Annotated in this window: 14 protein-coding genes; 5 read left to right on the forward strand and 9 right to left on the reverse strand. The window is 61.8% G+C overall.

The features are described from left to right. Positions 1-43: 43 nt before the first annotated feature. Together J7E24_RS12035 and J7E24_RS12040 are read right to left on the reverse strand one after the other, a co-directional pair. Entirely contained in the window at positions 44-1,027 is a 984-nt protein-coding gene (locus J7E24_RS12035) for a pyruvate dehydrogenase complex E1 component subunit beta (protein WP_215138398.1), read from the reverse strand. A gap of 118 nt (positions 1,028-1,145) precedes the next feature. Further along, a complete protein-coding gene (locus J7E24_RS12040; protein WP_215138399.1) occupies positions 1,146-2,963 on the reverse strand; it encodes a tetratricopeptide repeat protein in 1,818 nt (605 codons plus the stop codon). A gap of 163 nt (positions 2,964-3,126) precedes the next feature. Here J7E24_RS12040 and J7E24_RS12045 point away from each other — a divergent pair, with 163 nt between their 5' ends. Then, entirely contained in the window at positions 3,127-3,345 is a 219-nt protein-coding gene (locus J7E24_RS12045) for a PspC domain-containing protein (protein ID WP_176900624.1), read from the forward strand. A 199-nt stretch (positions 3,346-3,544) separates the two neighbouring features. Here the strand turns inward: J7E24_RS12045 and J7E24_RS12050 are convergent, their stop codons facing one another. The 4 genes from J7E24_RS12050 to hutH form a co-directional block, all read right to left on the reverse strand. Then, a complete protein-coding gene (locus J7E24_RS12050) occupies positions 3,545-4,684 on the reverse strand; it encodes a glycosyltransferase family 2 protein (protein WP_262898874.1) in 1,140 nt (379 codons plus the stop codon). Between the two features lie 43 nt (positions 4,685-4,727). Continuing rightward, complete coding sequence (locus tag J7E24_RS12055) at positions 4,728-5,063, reverse strand: YbaB/EbfC family nucleoid-associated protein (protein WP_215138400.1); 336 nt, start codon at positions 5,061-5,063, stop codon at positions 4,728-4,730. Between the two features lie 77 nt (positions 5,064-5,140). Then, the gene (locus tag J7E24_RS17900) at positions 5,141-6,658 is read right to left on the reverse strand and encodes a gliding motility-associated C-terminal domain-containing protein (protein ID WP_215138401.1); all 1,518 of its coding nucleotides are present in this window, start codon (positions 6,656-6,658) and stop codon (positions 5,141-5,143) included. A 506-nt stretch (positions 6,659-7,164) separates the two neighbouring features. Further along, positions 7,165-8,664 carry a histidine ammonia-lyase gene (gene hutH / locus J7E24_RS12065; RefSeq protein WP_215138402.1) on the reverse strand — a complete coding sequence of 500 codons (1,500 nt, stop codon included), beginning with the start codon at positions 8,662-8,664 and terminating at the stop codon, positions 7,165-7,167. Between the two features lie 217 nt (positions 8,665-8,881). Here hutH and J7E24_RS12070 point away from each other — a divergent pair, with 217 nt between their 5' ends. After that, positions 8,882-9,076, forward strand: a complete 195-nt coding sequence (locus J7E24_RS12070) for a hypothetical protein (RefSeq protein ID WP_215138403.1) — start codon at positions 8,882-8,884, stop codon at positions 9,074-9,076. A gap of 129 nt (positions 9,077-9,205) precedes the next feature. On the opposite strand, the gene hisS is transcribed toward J7E24_RS12070, so the two are convergent. The 3 genes from hisS to J7E24_RS12085 all read right to left on the reverse strand — a co-directional run bounded on the left by hisS (position 9,206) and on the right by J7E24_RS12085 (position 11,874). Next, on the reverse strand, positions 9,206-10,642 hold the full coding sequence (gene hisS / locus J7E24_RS12075; RefSeq protein ID WP_215138404.1) for a histidine--tRNA ligase: 1,437 nt from the start codon (positions 10,640-10,642) through the stop codon (positions 9,206-9,208). Positions 10,643-10,732: 90 nt separating this feature from the next. After that, positions 10,733-11,095, reverse strand: a complete 363-nt coding sequence (locus tag J7E24_RS12080) for a hypothetical protein (RefSeq protein WP_215138405.1) — start codon at positions 11,093-11,095, stop codon at positions 10,733-10,735. A 131-nt stretch (positions 11,096-11,226) separates the two neighbouring features. Next, positions 11,227-11,874: a DUF2459 domain-containing protein gene (locus J7E24_RS12085; RefSeq protein WP_215138406.1), complete on the reverse strand. Its 648-nt coding sequence runs from the start codon at positions 11,872-11,874 to the stop codon at positions 11,227-11,229. A gap of 91 nt (positions 11,875-11,965) precedes the next feature. Here J7E24_RS12085 and J7E24_RS12090 point away from each other — a divergent pair, with 91 nt between their 5' ends. The 3 genes from J7E24_RS12090 to J7E24_RS12100 all read left to right on the forward strand — a co-directional run bounded on the left by J7E24_RS12090 (position 11,966) and on the right by J7E24_RS12100 (position 14,405). Further along, positions 11,966-12,340 carry a hypothetical protein gene (locus J7E24_RS12090; protein ID WP_215138407.1) on the forward strand — a complete coding sequence of 125 codons (375 nt, stop codon included), beginning with the start codon at positions 11,966-11,968 and terminating at the stop codon, positions 12,338-12,340. Positions 12,341-12,476: 136 nt separating this feature from the next. Next, entirely contained in the window at positions 12,477-13,265 is a 789-nt protein-coding gene (locus J7E24_RS12095) for an MbnP family protein (protein ID WP_215138408.1), read from the forward strand. Between the two features lie 117 nt (positions 13,266-13,382). Further along, positions 13,383-14,405, forward strand: coding sequence for a hypothetical protein (locus tag J7E24_RS12100; RefSeq protein ID WP_215138409.1), 1,023 nt, complete (start codon positions 13,383-13,385; stop codon positions 14,403-14,405). Positions 14,406-14,494: the final 89 nt, after the last annotated feature.

The following is a 14,494-nucleotide window of genomic DNA, read 5'->3' on the forward strand; positions in this document are numbered from 1 at the left end:
CAAAGCCGCTGGCCTGCCGCACAGCGGAAAAGCTGTTATTCGATTAACGCTTCACATATAACACGTCCTTCACGGCTTTTACGGTGCGCTCCACATTGGGCAGCGAAGCCTCGATGAGCGTGGGGGCGTAGGGCAGGGGCACATCCATGCAGGTGATGCGGCGGATGGGGGCGTCGAGGTAGTCGAAGGCGCGGTTCTGCACCATGTAGGCCAGCTCCGAGCTAATGCTGGCCAGCGGCCAGGCTTCTTCTACCACCACCATGCGGTTGGTTTTCTTTACTGATTCTACCAGCGTGTCGTAGTCGATGGGGCGCACCGAACGCAGGTCGATTACTTCGGCCTTGATGCCGTCCTGGGCCAGCTGGTCGGCCGCTTCGAGGGCTATTTTCATCATCTTGCCGAAGCTGACGATGGTCACGTCGGTGCCTTCGCGCACTACATTGGCTTTGCCAATCGGGATGAGGTATTCCTCCTCGGGCACCTCGCCTTTGTCGCCGTACATCAGCTCCGACTCCATGAAAATCACCGGATCGGGGTCGCGGATGGCGCTTTTGAGCAGGCCTTTGGCATCATAGGGCGTCGAAGGAACCACCACTTTCAGGCCGGGGCAGTTGGCGTACCAGTTCTCAAAGTTCTGCGAGTGCTGGCTCGAAAGCATGCCGGCGTTGCCGGTTGGCCCGCGGAACACGATGGGGCAGGAGTACTGCCCGCCCGACATCGAATAGATTTTAGCGGCCGAGTTAATCACCTGATCAATAGCGACCAACGAGAAGTTGAAGGTCATAAACTCGATGATGGGCAGCAGGCCGTTGATGGCCGCGCCCACGCCGATACCGGCAAAGCCCAGCTCGGCAATGGGAGTATCTATCACGCGCTCGGCCCCGAATTCGTCGAGCATGCCCTGGCTTACTTTGTAGGCGCCGTTGTACTCGGCTACTTCTTCGCCCATTAGAAACACGCGCTCGTCGCGGCGCATTTCCTCGGTCATGGCTTCACGCAGGGCTTCCCGGAATTGGATGGTCCGCATAGCAGGTAGAAAAATCGAAAAATCAGGAAAAGAAAAAAGCCGGCGCTAAACCGGCCCGTAAAGCTACAACGGGTAAATGGGAAGGGCAAACGGTGAATACGTGAGCCCGGCTGTCATCCTACCGCAGCGCCTCCAGAAACTGCTTGCCCTTGGTAAACTCGCGGAACTCCAGGTCCTCGACGGCGCGGTTGGCGTAGCTGCGGTCGAGGCCCACGGCGCGGCGCAGGTGCAGGGCCGTGGCGGCCTCGTTGTGCTGGCGGGCGGCCGTTATGGCCAGGCTGTAGTACACCAGCGGGTCTTGGGGGCGCAGGGCCAGGGCCTCTTCGTAAATGGCTGCCGCGCCGGGGTAATTGCCTTTCAGCACGTAGATGAGGGCCCGGTTCATGAGGTTCTGGTAGCTGCGTGAAGTGCTGTAGCTCAGGCTGCGCAGGGCCTCGTCGGGCTTGCCCATCTCGATTTCGAGGGCGGCTTTATCGGCGAAGGCCTTGCTGAGCATGGCCGGCGCGCCGCCCAGCTTGATGGCGTAATCGTAGCTCTGGCGGGCTTCGGTCAGGTCGTTGGCGCGGTGGTAGGCGGTGGCTACGCGGTAGAACAGCTCGGCCGTGGGGTTGCGGTGGGCGGCCAGCGTGAAGTTGACGGCTGCCCGGCGCTGATAGGCGCGCACAACCTTGGGGTTGGTTTCCTTTTCGGAGCGCATCAGCAGCACCGCGCCCAGGTTGTAGTAGGCCTGCCAGGCGCCGGTGTTGGCTACGGCGGTTTCAAAAATGCGCTGCTTTTCGGCCAGCAGCGGCGTAAGCGAGGCTGAGTAGCGCAGCTCCTCGGGCGTGAGGGCATCGGCTTCGGTCTGCTTCTCCACTATCTTCTTGGAGAGCAGATACACCTCCGAATCGTAGCGTTTGGGGGCCGTGTAGCGCACCGACACCGTGCCGAAGCGCAGCACCGGGTAGATGTACTGCTCCAGGTAATCGAAGAAGCTGAGCGAATGCAGGCGTTTTTCCTTCTCGGCGAAAGTGCCGGGCGAGTCGTTGATGAGCAGCACCACCGAATCAATCTGAGCCGGCTTGAGGGCCGACTGCTGCACCTTGCTCAGAAACAGGTCCCAACGGCGGCGGTAGGCTTCGGTTTCGAAGTCAATGTTGCTCACCTTATTGAGGTAGGAAGCTTCATTAACACGCTTCTTGTAGTAATTGGTAAGGGCCTGCACGCGCCGGTCGGGTAGGCGCGGGTCGTGGCGGTCGAGCGAGTCGGGCGAGTGGCCGGCCACAATCATCACCTTTTCAGTGCGCTGGTTGGCTTCAATGAAGTCTTCGAGGGCCGCTACGTTGGTGCCCAGGAAATTGCGAATTTCGGCCTTGCCGGCATCAAAGTAAAACGGTAGTACCCGCGTTCCGCTACGGTCGTTGCTCACGGTTTCGGGCAGCAGCGCCAGCAACGAGTCCTGGCGCACTACCAGCTGGCTGGTGGTGAGGATGCCCCGGGCCAGCACTATTTCCGGGCCTTTCAGGCGTGCACCGTTGGGCTTGGTCAGGCGGGCATCGGGGCGGGCCAGCAGTTGGCCGGGGCTTTTTTGGGGGGCGTAAGGAAACGTGAACTCGCGCCGGATAACGAGCATGTTTTTCTGCTGCTCGTCGTACACGTACTCGCCCGACAGGAAGGTGAGGCGGCCCACGGTGTCCTCGCGCAGGCCGTTCTGGTATTGGTAGCTCAGGGCCACGTTGTAGGCCGCACCCTTGCGCAGGTGGGCGGCCGGCACTTTGGCCGTTACCTCAAAGCGCACCTGCTGGCCGTTGCTTTCCAGCACGGCGGGCGCTACGGTAATCGACTGGCCGGTTTGGGCAGCTTTCAGCACTTTGGGCAGGGGCGAGCAGGCGGGCAGCAGGCCAGCAGCCAGCAGCAGGCTGCTGGCGCCAGACAGAAGGCGCGGAAGATGGGGCATAGGCAATGACTCCGGGGAATCAGGAAAATTTTAAACTCAAACGACGAAAGGTAGCCGATAGACGTATCTTGCCGCGGGCTTCTTGCGTAAGTGCTTGACACCGGGGCGAAATCATCGTATATTACTCCTGCCAATACTTAACTACGCCGCTAAAATTACCCTTATGCATCGAATAACTGACTTCATCGAAAAGCAGAGCTTTGGCGTTTGCAAGGCCATTGGCGACCGGGTAGGCTTTTCCAGCAGCAGCGTGCGGCTCTCGTTCGTGTACGCCTCGTTCTTCACGTTTGGCTCGCCCATCGTCCTCTATTTCGCGCTGGCCTTTTGGCGTAACGTGCGCCACGCCATGCGCCAGCAGCGCAGCACCGTCTGGGATTTGTAAACTGAGAAGCTAGGAGATTTTAGAGGTGAGAAGTGATACTCTCAGGGTCTGTTTGCCATGGCAAACAGACTTTTTTTATGCCCCTTACCCAACCTTAGGCCGCCGGCACTCAGTACCACTTCTCACTTCTCACTTCTCACTTCTCACTTCTCACTTCTCACTTCTCACTTCTCACTTCTCACTTCTCACTTCTCACTTCTCACTTCTCACTTCTGATTCCCAACTGCCGGAAAAACCGCTTGCTCTGCGCGAAATAGGCCCATACTAGGCTGCCGGCGTAGGTGCCGACGCGCTCATGCAGGCGCAGGCGGGGCGGAAACTGCCGCCGCCGAATGTTCCAGTAGCCCAGGCGGCCCACAAAATGCCCGTGCGCCCGCAGCACGGCCCGGAAGTCGGCTGTCTGGCCCTGCAGCAGCAGGCGCAGGGCCGCTACCCAGTCGAGGGCCACGCGGCCGATGAGTACGGCGGGTAGCTCGGCCGGGTGAGTGTTGAGGTACACCAGCGCCAAGCCGTTGCGGAAGTTGAGGTAGGTTTTGCGCGGGTTGGACTTGTGCAGCGTGCCGCCGCCTACATGGAATACCATGCTGCCACCCTGGTACCACACCTGCCAGCCCGCGTTTTGCAGCCGCCAGCAGAAGTCGATTTCTTCCATGTGGGCAAAAAAGGTGGCTTCCAGCCCCCCCAGCGCATGCCAAGCTTCGGCCCGCACCAGCAGGCAGGCCCCTGTCGCCCAGGCCACCGGCCGGGCATCGTCATACTGGCCGGTGTCGGTTTCGAGCGTGTCGAAAAGGCGGCCGCGGCAGAAGGGGTAGCCCAGCGAGTCGAGGTAGCCCCCGCCCGCCCCGGCGTACTCGAACAGTTGGCGCGTGGCTGGGTCGGGGCTGTACTGCCTGATTTTGGGCTGGCAGGCGGCAATGCGCGGGTTGGCTTCCAACAGCTCGCGCTGGGGTGCGAGCCAGCCGGGCGTGACCTCTACATCGGAGTTCAGCAGCACGTAGTACCTGAAACCGGACCCAAGCCGGGCCAAGGCACGGTTGTAGCCCTCGCAGAACCCCAGGTTGCCGCCGTTTTCCAGCACCTGCACAGTCGGGAATTCAGCCCTGAGTAACGCCACCGAATCATCGGTTGAGGCGTTGTCGGCCACGAACACGGCAGCCTCGGCCGAGTGGGCCAGCACAGCGGGCAGGAACTGGCGCAGAAAGTCGCAGCCGTTCCAGTTGAGGATGACCACTGCCACATCGGCGCACGCCGTGTCGGAGGTAGCGGTGGCAGCGCTTTCAGCAGATGATGCTGAATCAGCAAGCGGGTCAGGTAATATTTGCAGAACGCTGTTTTTCAAAAAGCCAACTGCTATCAGCTAACCGCTGATAGCGAAAAAAAACCTACATCCCAAAGCCGCTCAAGTCCATGCCGGGGATGTTAGGAATGAGGCCGGAAGTAGTCTTTTTTAGCTCCTCCTGGGCCTTAGCGGCGGCCTCATCCATTACCTTGTTCACGGCGGCCACTACTAGGTCGGCCAGCATGTCGCGGTCCTGGGGCTGGAGCAGGCTGTCGTCGATTTCGAGCTTGAGCAGGCGGCGCTGGCCGTTGGCCGTGGCCTTCACCAGCCCACCACCCGATTCGGCCGTGACCGTCAGGTACTGCAGCTGGTCCTGGGCCTGCTTCATCTTTTCCTGCAGGTCCTTCATTTTGCCCATCATTCCGGCCATATCAAACATAGTCGCGTCGTTTCAAGAGGTGAAAAATATCTTCTCAAAGATACGTTGGTAGGCCGTAAACAGACTAGAAACACGCATCAGCGCAGAATCGTGACGGTACCGTATTGCTTAACCCGCTGACCCTGCTGGTCGAGCGCCTCAAACTGCCAGGCGTAGGCCCCGGGCACCGGTGCGGCTCCTTTTATGCGGCCGTCCCAGCTGCGGGTGCGGTCGGAGGTCTGGAACACAGTCCGGCCGTTGCGGTCGATGATGGTGAAGCGGAAGTTGTCAAGGAACCGGCCTTTGAGCTCCAGCACGTCGTTGAGGCCGTCGCCGTTGGGCGTAAAAGCCGTGGGCAGCACCAGTTTCACTGGGCGCGCCACTTCGGCCACATTCGAGTAGGAAGGCTCGGGCAGCCCCGCCCCGCTGGCCTCGATGCGGTAGCGTACGGTTTGCCGGTTGGGGTCAGGTTGCAGATCGAGGTAGGTCAGGTTGTTGCCTACTGCAACGCTGGAAACCACGGTGTTGTCGGCGGCCAGCCCCAGTACCCGGTAGCTTACCGGCGCGGCCATATCCGGCCCCGTGGCTGTCAGGGCCGACCAGGTCAGGCGAATTTCGGGGGCGTTAGAGCTGGCGGCTTCGGCCTTCAGCTGCACCACGCATACGCCGGCGCCAGCCGGGGCGCGGTTGCCGCACGCATCCTGAAAATCAACTGTGTAGCATAGTGGTACGGCCGGGTCGGGCGCAATCAGCGAATCGAGCAGGCGGCGGGCGGGCGTGGCGGCCAGCGGCGCGCCGTTGCGCTGGTAGCTGAGCTGGCCACCGGCGGCTACGCCCGGTACCTCAGCCCGCAGCTCTACTTGGTTTCGTAGGTTGAAGCCGGCCCACAGCTGCGGCCGGGCCGGTGGTGTAGTCGAAAGAGCCGTCAGGCCGACCTCGTTGGAAACTGAGGTGGCCGGCCCGCTGTTCAGGCTGACCTGGTAACGGTAGGTGGTGCCGCAGCTCACGTCCGCATCGTCGTAGCTGGTCGCGCCGGCCAGCAGCGGCAGTACCACGCTGGTGCTGCCCTCGGTGCGGGTGAGCGTGTAGGTGCCGTTGCCGGCGCTGGTCCAGCTGAGCTGATTGCGGCCGTTGGTGGCCGCGCCAGTTAGCTGCACCGAGCAGATGCTATTGGAAGGCAGGCTGAAAACCGGGGGCTGGCACTGGTCCTGCAACAGCAGCCGGTAGCAACCCGGCAGCGGCGCGGCGGGCAGCGTAAGCGGGCTGGCGGCCGTTACGGCCATTAGGTTGCGGTAGTCGCCTTGTGTAGTAGCTACCTGCAGCTGGTAGCGGTACTCGGGTTGAAGGGCCTCAAACTCCAGCTGCACGGTGCCCTCGGCGGGCCGCGTAAGGCGGCGTAGTACCGGCGCTATAGGGGCGGGCAGGGGCGTAAAGGGTTTGGTGCTGGTGCCCTCGCACAGATTAGCCTGACCGTAGCGGCCGGTTACAGTAACTGTATAGGGGCCGCCGCTTATCGGATAGCTGACCGTTTCGCCGGACGCAGCAGGCACTGGCGCGGCCGAACCTACCTGCACAAAATAGGTGGCGTAGCTTTTATCGGTAACTGTTACCTGCACCAGCCCGGGCGAGCAGATGCTGAGTTCGAATGCGGGCTGAGGCGAAGCTAGGACCTCGTAGGTTTTGGAAAAAATAAAGACGTCAGCCGAGTTAGTAGGATTTGTATTTTGTGTAATAACTATTGGCCCAGGCTCATTAAAAGTGAATGTTGTTGACGTATCGTTGCCGAAGCCTCGGCAGATAGTAGACGGCCCAGCGAGATAATAAATCTTGTCTAAATCAACCTGATTCTTGCTTCGGTTACGCAGTCGTATCGGCCTGCCCACACATAGTAACTTCGGCAGCAGCAAACCGGTTTTTGCATCGTAGGCATCAAAATTGGCCCCAGAATCGGGCTGGGACACGCACGGCGCTTGGGCACGCAACGGCGTACTGCCGAGCAGGTGGGCCAGCAGCAAAAACCAAAACAGAAGAGCAGTTTTCATCATGATAAGCCTAATGCCGAACGGGCCGTAATCCATGCACTAAGAACGCGAAATATCGGCGCAAGTGCCAACGCCGTTGCCTACTCCCAGACGTAGCTACGCACGAAATCGGCGGCGGCGGCCAGGTCGGGATGCAGGACCCGGTCGTGGGCTACGAAGGGCACTTTTTCGCGGAAAGCCGCTACCAGCGCCTCCAGCGGCGCTGAGCTGCGGGCCGGCTGGCGGAACTCCAGGGCTTGGGCCGCATTCAGCAGTTCGATGCCCAGCAACTGCTCCACGTTGACAACCACACGCAGGGCCTTGGTGGCGGCGTTGGCGCCCATGCTCACGTGGTCTTCCTGGCCGTTACTGCTCACCAGGCTATCCACCGAGGCGGGTGTGCACAGCTGCTTGTTCTGGCTGACGAGGCCGGCGGCGGCATACTGCGGAATCATCAGGCCCGAGTTGAGGCCCGGCTCGGCCACCAGAAACGGCGGCAGCCCCCGCTGTCCGCTGATGAGCTGAGCCGTGCGCTGCTGCGAAATGCTGCCCAGTTCGGCCACGGCAATGGCCAGCATATCGAGCCCCAACGCCAGCGGCTGGCCGTGGAAGTTGCCGCCGCTCAGAATGGCGTCATCCTCGGGAAAAATGGTGGGGTTGTCGGTGACGGCGTTGCACTCTATCTCGGTGGTGCGCTCCACGTACGCCAGCGCATCGCGGGAGGCGCCGTGTACCTGGGGCATGCAGCGCAGCGAGTAAGGGTCCTGCACGGCGGTTTTGGGTTGCTGCTGCAGCTCGCTGCCGGTCAGCAGGCCCCGCAGCCGTTCGGCCACCAGCAGCTGGCCGGGGTGGGGGCGCAGGCGATGCAGGCGCTCATCAAACGGCTCGCGCAACCCATTAAACCCCTCCAGCGACAGGGCCCCGATAACGTCGGCGGCGGCAGCCAGCCGGCGGGCCCGCAGCAGCCCGTATACGGCGTAGGCCAGCATGAACTGGGTGCCGTTGAGCAGGGCCAATCCTTCTTTGGCTCCCAGCACAATCGGTTCCCAGCTGAACAGGCTCAGCGCATCGGCGGCGGCCAGCCGGTAGCCTTCGTAGTTGACTTCGCCCAAAGCCAGCAGCGGCAAACAGAGGTGGGCCAGTGGGGCCAGGTCGCCGCTGGCGCCCAGGCTGCCCTGCTCGTACACCACCGGCAGCATGCCGCGGTTGTAAAAATCGAGCAGGCGCTGCACGGTGGCCACCTGCACGCCGCTGTGGCCGTAGCACAGGCTCTGGGCTTTCAGCAGCAGCATGAGCCGCACCAGCTCGGCCGGCACCTCGGGCCCCGTGCCGCAGGCGTGCGACATCAGCAGGTTGGTTTGCAGCTGCTGGCGCTGCGCGGCCGGAATGGCCTGCCCGCACAGCGCCCCGAAACCGGTATTGATGCCATACACGGCCGTATCGGGGTCGCGCTCCAGGCGCTGGTGCAGGTAGCGGTGGCCGGCTTCGAGGCGCTGGCGGGCTTCGGCACTGAGCACCACCCGGGCCCGGCTATGCAGTAGCTCGCCGAGGGTCGATAGATCGAGGGAAGCGGAAGGGGTAAGCTCGTAGTCGGCGGCCATAGGGTAGGGAAGGAGGGCGGGAATGCTAAAAGTACTGAATGTACCTGCGCGACCCATTCAGAGCCGTCGTTTGCGCTGCCAGCTACTTGGATATAGGCCTGCTTGGCGGGGTAAATACGGAGTGGCGCCCGGTTGGAATCCGTATTTTTTGCGCTTGCTTCAAGAAAGTATTTTTCTGATATTTGAAGTATCGCCCTGACTTTTATTTCATTACGCTATGGAATACAACCCGAAGTTTGGTCCCGGCGCTCAGACGCCCTCCCAGCGACGCACCGTGCTGATGCGCCTGCAGGATGCTATTCCCAGCCTGCGCACCAAGGCTACCCCCTACGCCAAGCAGCTCTACAGCCGCTACGTGGCCGGCGAGCTAAGCTGGCCCGAAGTCCGGCAGGCCCTCAACGTGCAGCTATAGTTTTCGGTAGTCGCTTACCAACAGGAGGTCGGTGTAGGGGCGGGGCTTTTCCCCCGTTGAACGATTACCGTTGAAACGACGCGAGCGGCGGGCGGGGACAAGCCCCGCGCCTACACCGACCTCCGAAACTTAACCCTTAACCGCTTCCAGTTCCGTTAGGACCTGTTCCAGCGTCAGCGTCTGCTCGGTGCCGGTGGCCAGGGTTTTCAGCTTGAACAGGTTGGCGGCGCGCTCCTCGGGGCCTTGCAGCAGCACGTACGGAATACCTTTGCCATCGGCGTACTTGAACTGCCGGCCCAGCTTGCCCGACTCGGGGTACAGCTCGGCAGCAATACCCGCGGCCCGCAGGCGGGCCAGTACGGGCAGCACCGCTATTTCGCTTTCAACATCGAAGTTGGCCAGCAGGCAGCGCGAGGTGCTATTCACAGTCTCCGGGAATAGGTTTAGCTCCTCTAGGCAATCGTAGAGGCGGTCGACGCCGAACGAGAAGCCCACGCCCGACACACCCGGCAGCCCGAATGCGCCCGTGAGGTTGTCGTAGCGGCCGCCGCCGCTTACGCTGCCCATGTTTACGTTGTTGATCTTGATTTCAAAGATGCAGCCCGTGTAGTAGCTCAGGCCCCGGGCCAGTGTTACGTCGAACTCCAGGTTGTCCCACTTCTCGAAACCGAAGCCACGCAGGTAGTCGAGCACCTGGCGTAAGTCCTGCAGGCCTTTGTAGCTGTCGGTGCCGGGGCTATCGGGTGCTACGCCGGCCGTTGCGAAGGCGGCTAGCAGGCGCTCCAGCTTCTCGTCGAACGAGCCTTCCACGTTCAGCAGCTCGAACAGCTTGTTAACGGCCTCGGCCGAGAAGCCGCGTTCGGCCAACTCTTTCTCCACCCCCTCGCGCCCGATTTTGTCGAGCTTATCAATGGCCGTGAACAGGTCTACTTCGGTTCCCTCGCCGCCCAGCGCCTGGTAGAATGCGCCCAGTACCCGACGGTGGTTTATTTTGATGGTGTGGTCGGTGAGGCCCAGGGTGGTTAGGGCCTCGCTCATCATGAGCACGATTTCGGCTTCGCACAGCAGCGAATCGGTGCCCACCACGTCGGCGTCGCACTGGTAAAACTCGCGGTAGCGGCCGCGCTGGGGCCGGTCGGCGCGCCACACCGGCTGAATCTGGTAGCGCTTGAAGGGGAACACCAGCGTGCCCCGGTTCATCACTACATAGCGGGCGAAGGGCACCGTCAGGTCGTAGCGCAGGCCTTTTTCGGCAATTTTTGGCAGCACTGCCCGCGGGCCGGCCAGCAGGTCGTCGGGCGTTACCTGCTCTTTGATAACCTCGCCCTTCTGCTTTTTGAGGAAGTTTCCCGAGTTGAGCACCTTGAACAGCAGCTGGTCGCCCTCGTCGCCATATTTGCCGGTGAGTACGCTCAGGTTTTCCAGCGTTGGGGTTTCGAGCGGGGCGTAGCCGAACTTCTCGAACACGCGGCGGATTACGCCGAAAATATAGTTGCGGCGGGCTACTACGGCCGGGCCAAAGTCGCGGGTGCCTTGCGGAATGCTGGGTTTCTGAACGCTGCTCATCGGGGGCGAGGAAGTCGGAATGCGGTGGTACAGCCGCAAAATTCGTGCTTTCCGCCGGACTTTCCCCGATTCTTCTGTGCCGGCCCCAAATCAACTTATGCGGGAGGAGCCGAATTCGATTTCCTGCATGGCATCGAGTACCGAGGCAACTAGTAGCGGCTGCGAGTCGGGGTCGAGGGACTGGAAGCGGTGGCGGCTGGCCTGGGGGGTGTGGCACAGAATGAGTTGGCGCGACTGGGCCCGCAGCACGAAGGAGTAGGCCAGTAGCAGGTCGATGGCGTCGTTGCTAAGCATGTCCAGCAAACTCAGGTCGATTACCACGGCGGGCTTGTTGGCGCGGCTGGCACGGTGCAGGGCGCGGGCCAGTACTACGTTGTCGGTGGTGCTGGCAGCCACATACGACGGGATGAGCAAGTAGGCCTGGGGTAATTCTTCGCGCTGTACATCCAACATCTTCTGGTGCTCATTATAAACGGTACACTTCCGCTTGTAAGCGAGAATTGGCTGGTGCAAGTTACGGCTTCATCAAGGACAAAATATGATTTTAGAAGGATAATTTAATTTAGTCGATAAACATATCTTATTCAGCGAGATTTTTGGCCTGTTCGCCGAGTGTGCCATAGTACCGGCGCAGCCAGCGGCGACTTCAACGGGGCGCGCAGCCCGGCCCGGCGCAGGCTGCGGGTGGTCCAGTCGTTGCAGGTGCGCAGCGCGTGGTAGCGGCCCCGGGCCCCGAAGAAAAAGTCGGCACTACCGTAACCGGCAGACTGGCGCAGGGGCCGGCGGCCCGCCGAGTCGGGCGCGGCCAACGCGGCCTGCACATGCGCCACCAGCCGCCCGTATTGTGCGGCCGATACCCGCAGCGGTACCACCCGTCTGCCAGAGTCGGGCGCAGTGCGGTAGAAGCTGGCGTGTACTAGGGTGTTGGAGGGCAGCAGGGCGCGCAGCATGGCCCCCGGTCCGGGTGTGCGCCCGCCCATCGAGCCCAGAAAAAAGCCCTCGTTGCCCCAGCCAAAGCCCACATAAGGGTAGTGCCCGAACCGGGCCGTGAGGGCCGGCTGGTTGAGCTCGGCCAGCCAGTTGTGGCCGGTTTGGGGGGCGTATACGGGCAGTACCAAGTCGGTGTGCGTACCGTTGGATACGACAAACACTAGTACGCCGCCCGGCGTGGGCCGGAACTGCCGGTTCACGGGCACTGCGGCTCCGGTTATCAGCAAAAGAATAAACGCCACCAATGCCGCCATACGGTAAAGATACGGCGCGCTGCAAAGGCAACTATGGCCCGCTGGGTGTACATTTGCCGCTACTCCATGCTTTTCAGCCGTGTACCGCCTGCTCGCGTATCTGCTTTGCTCCCTGCTGCTGCTCCAAACCCTGGAGCAGGAGCTGCTGGTAGTGAACTACGAACTGAACCAGGCCCGCATTATGGCCCGCTACTGCGTAAACCGGGCCCGTCCGGAGCTTAAGTGCAACGGCAAATGCCACCTGGCCAAGCAGCTGCGCCAGGCCGAAGACGACAGCAGTAAGGTGCCCGCAGGCAGTGTCCGGCTGAAGTTTGAGCTGGTGCCGGCTCCGGCCCGCCTGGTGCTGGCCGCGCCGCGCCGCTGGCCCGCGGCCCCCGTCCGCTACGCCGCCCCCGCGGCCCTGCCCTACGCCGATGCCCCCGCCCGTGGGGTATTCCGCCCGCCGCTGGTATAAACCTGCTTCTGCGCCGGCTTCCTGCCCCGGAAGCCGCAACAACCGGCAAGCCGCCCCCTAGGGTGCGGCTCGGCCCTGCGTTCCGATACGCGAGCCAGCCGGCAGGTTTACCTCCTTCATCCTTCTTGGTTTTACAATGATTTTTTCGCGTTTTGCGGCCCTGGCCGCCTCGCTGGCCCTGGGCACTGTGCTGCTGGGCAGCTGCAACACTAAAGACAACGACCCCGCGGCCGAGCCGCAGAAAAGTGTGTTTTCGATAGAGCTGGAAAATACGGTGGGCAACCGCAGCCTCCGCCTCGATACCGACACGTACACCACCCCAGCCGGCGACCAGTTCACCATTAGCACCTTTAAGTACTACCTCTCGAATCTGGAGCTGCTCAAGGCCGATGGCAGCGCTACGTTGCTGCCCGATACGTACTTTCTGGTTGACCACGCCGACAAATCCAGCTACAAACTGCAGCTCACCGACGTGCCCGCCGGCGACTATACCGGCCTGCGCTTCGTGGTGGGTGTCGACAGCGCCCGTACCAAGGCCGGCGGCTTTACCGGCGCGCTCGGCGACGACCAGGGCATGTGGTGGGCCTGGAGTAAGGAGTTCATCAATGTGAAGCTGGAAGGCACCTCGCCCCAGGCACCCAAGGGTGGTTTAGTGTTCCACATTGCCGGTTTCAAGGGGGCCAACGGTGCCAATAACACCATCCGCACCGTTACGCTGCCCTTCCCGGGCGGCAGCAAGCTGCTGGTGCGCCCCGACCATACGCCCGAAATCCATCTGCGGGTAGATGCGCTGAAGATGTTCAGCGGGCCCACGACCATCCGCTTTGCTACGGTGAACAACTCGATGGGCGGCCCCGCCTCGGTGCAGATTGCCGACAACATCGCCGCCGGCATGTTCTCAGTTGAGCATTTACACGCTAACTAGCTGATTGCTATGGAGTAGTTGGTATGAAGTAGGGAGATGATGTTCTGACGAGCCACGAAGGATGGTCAAACGTCATCTCCCTACTCCATCCCAACTACTCACTGCTGACTATCAACGATGAAGTACTACTTCCGACTCCTGCTGGCGGGCCTCCTGATGGGGCTGGCCACGCCGGCCGCGCGCGCCTGCGACATCTGCGGCTGCTTTATGGGCATCACGCCCTACGACAACCAGAGTGGCGTTTCGCTGATGCACCGCTACCGGATTTTCAACGGCTACCGGGCGCAGGGCCAGTCGCCCGGTTTCCGGCCCGATGGGGCCCGCATCTTCTTCCCCACCAAGCTCAACTCCGACGACGGCTACGCCCACAGCCACCGCGCCGACCCGACCGATTTTGAGGCCTTTCGGGTGGTGGAGCTGCGGGGCAAATATTTCCTTTCGCAGCGCGTGGAGCTGAACGCTTTCGTGCCCTACGTGCTGAATACGTCGCAAATCAACGGCCGGCAGCTGAACGCCAGCGGCCTGGGCGACGTGACGGTGTTTGCCGGCTACCATCTCATTAGGGCCATCGAAACGGCCGGCGTGCAGAGCCGGCTGGTGGTGGGCGGCGGCCTGAAGCTGCCCACCGGCGAGTTCGACCGCCAAACGGAGCAGGGCCGGCGCTACCCGCTACTCAACCAGGTGGGCACCGGCACCACCGACGGCTTCGTGTACGCCAACTACATCGGCAGCTACCGCGGGGCGGGCCTGAGCGTGAACACCAGCTACCGGCGCACCACCGAAAACCGGTTCCGCAACAGCCTGGCCCCGAGCACGGCTACGTTTGCCAGCCTGTTCTACCGGGTGCCGCTGGGCGAAAACTGGCAGCTGTACCCGTCGGCGCAGTTTTTTTACGAGAAAACCAAGGGCGAAATGCTCGAAGGCCAGCTCACGGGCGAGCACGCCATGAACAACGCCCTGCTCGGCCCGGGCCTTGATGTGTACTACAAAAACTTCTCGCTGAACACCAGCGTGCAGCTGCCCGTGTACACCGCCACCACCGACCACCCGGCCAGTGCCGGCCGGCTGGTGCTGTCGGTGGGCTACAGCTTCAACCAAACCAAGTACCTGCTGCGCAAAAGGCCGGCCCCGGGAACCTGAAGTAAGCGGGTAGCTTTTTTGGGAAAACCCTTCAGTCAGAAACACCTACTTTAACCTAAGTACAGCAGCACGTTGTAGGGGCGGGGCTT

The sequence above is a fragment of the Hymenobacter sp. ISL-91 genome (genome assembly GCF_018613725.1).
GTDB lineage: Bacteria > Bacteroidota > Bacteroidia > Cytophagales > Hymenobacteraceae > Hymenobacter.

What these genes read in the sequence shown, in the direction of transcription:
- J7E24_RS12045 (WP_176900624.1), top strand. Translation starts at nt 3,127, where the DNA reads ATGCATCGAATAACTGACTTCATCGAAAAGCAGAGCTTTGGCGTTTGC.
- hutH (WP_215138402.1), bottom strand. Translation starts at nt 8,664, where the DNA reads ATGGCCGCCGACTACGAGCTTACCCCTTCCGCTTCCCTCGATCTATCG.
- J7E24_RS12100 (WP_215138409.1), top strand. Translation starts at nt 13,383, where the DNA reads ATGAAGTACTACTTCCGACTCCTGCTGGCGGGCCTCCTGATGGGGCTG.
- J7E24_RS12040 (WP_215138399.1), bottom strand. Translation starts at nt 2,963, where the DNA reads ATGCCCCATCTTCCGCGCCTTCTGTCTGGCGCCAGCAGCCTGCTGCTG.
- J7E24_RS12095 (WP_215138408.1), top strand. Translation starts at nt 12,477, where the DNA reads ATGATTTTTTCGCGTTTTGCGGCCCTGGCCGCCTCGCTGGCCCTGGGC.
- J7E24_RS12080 (WP_215138405.1), bottom strand. Translation starts at nt 11,095, where the DNA reads ATGTTGGATGTACAGCGCGAAGAATTACCCCAGGCCTACTTGCTCATC.
- J7E24_RS12070 (WP_215138403.1), top strand. Translation starts at nt 8,882, where the DNA reads ATGGAATACAACCCGAAGTTTGGTCCCGGCGCTCAGACGCCCTCCCAG.
- J7E24_RS12035 (WP_215138398.1), bottom strand. Translation starts at nt 1,027, where the DNA reads ATGCGGACCATCCAATTCCGGGAAGCCCTGCGTGAAGCCATGACCGAG.
- hisS (WP_215138404.1), bottom strand. Translation starts at nt 10,642, where the DNA reads ATGAGCAGCGTTCAGAAACCCAGCATTCCGCAAGGCACCCGCGACTTT.
- J7E24_RS12055 (WP_215138400.1), bottom strand. Translation starts at nt 5,063, where the DNA reads ATGTTTGATATGGCCGGAATGATGGGCAAAATGAAGGACCTGCAGGAA.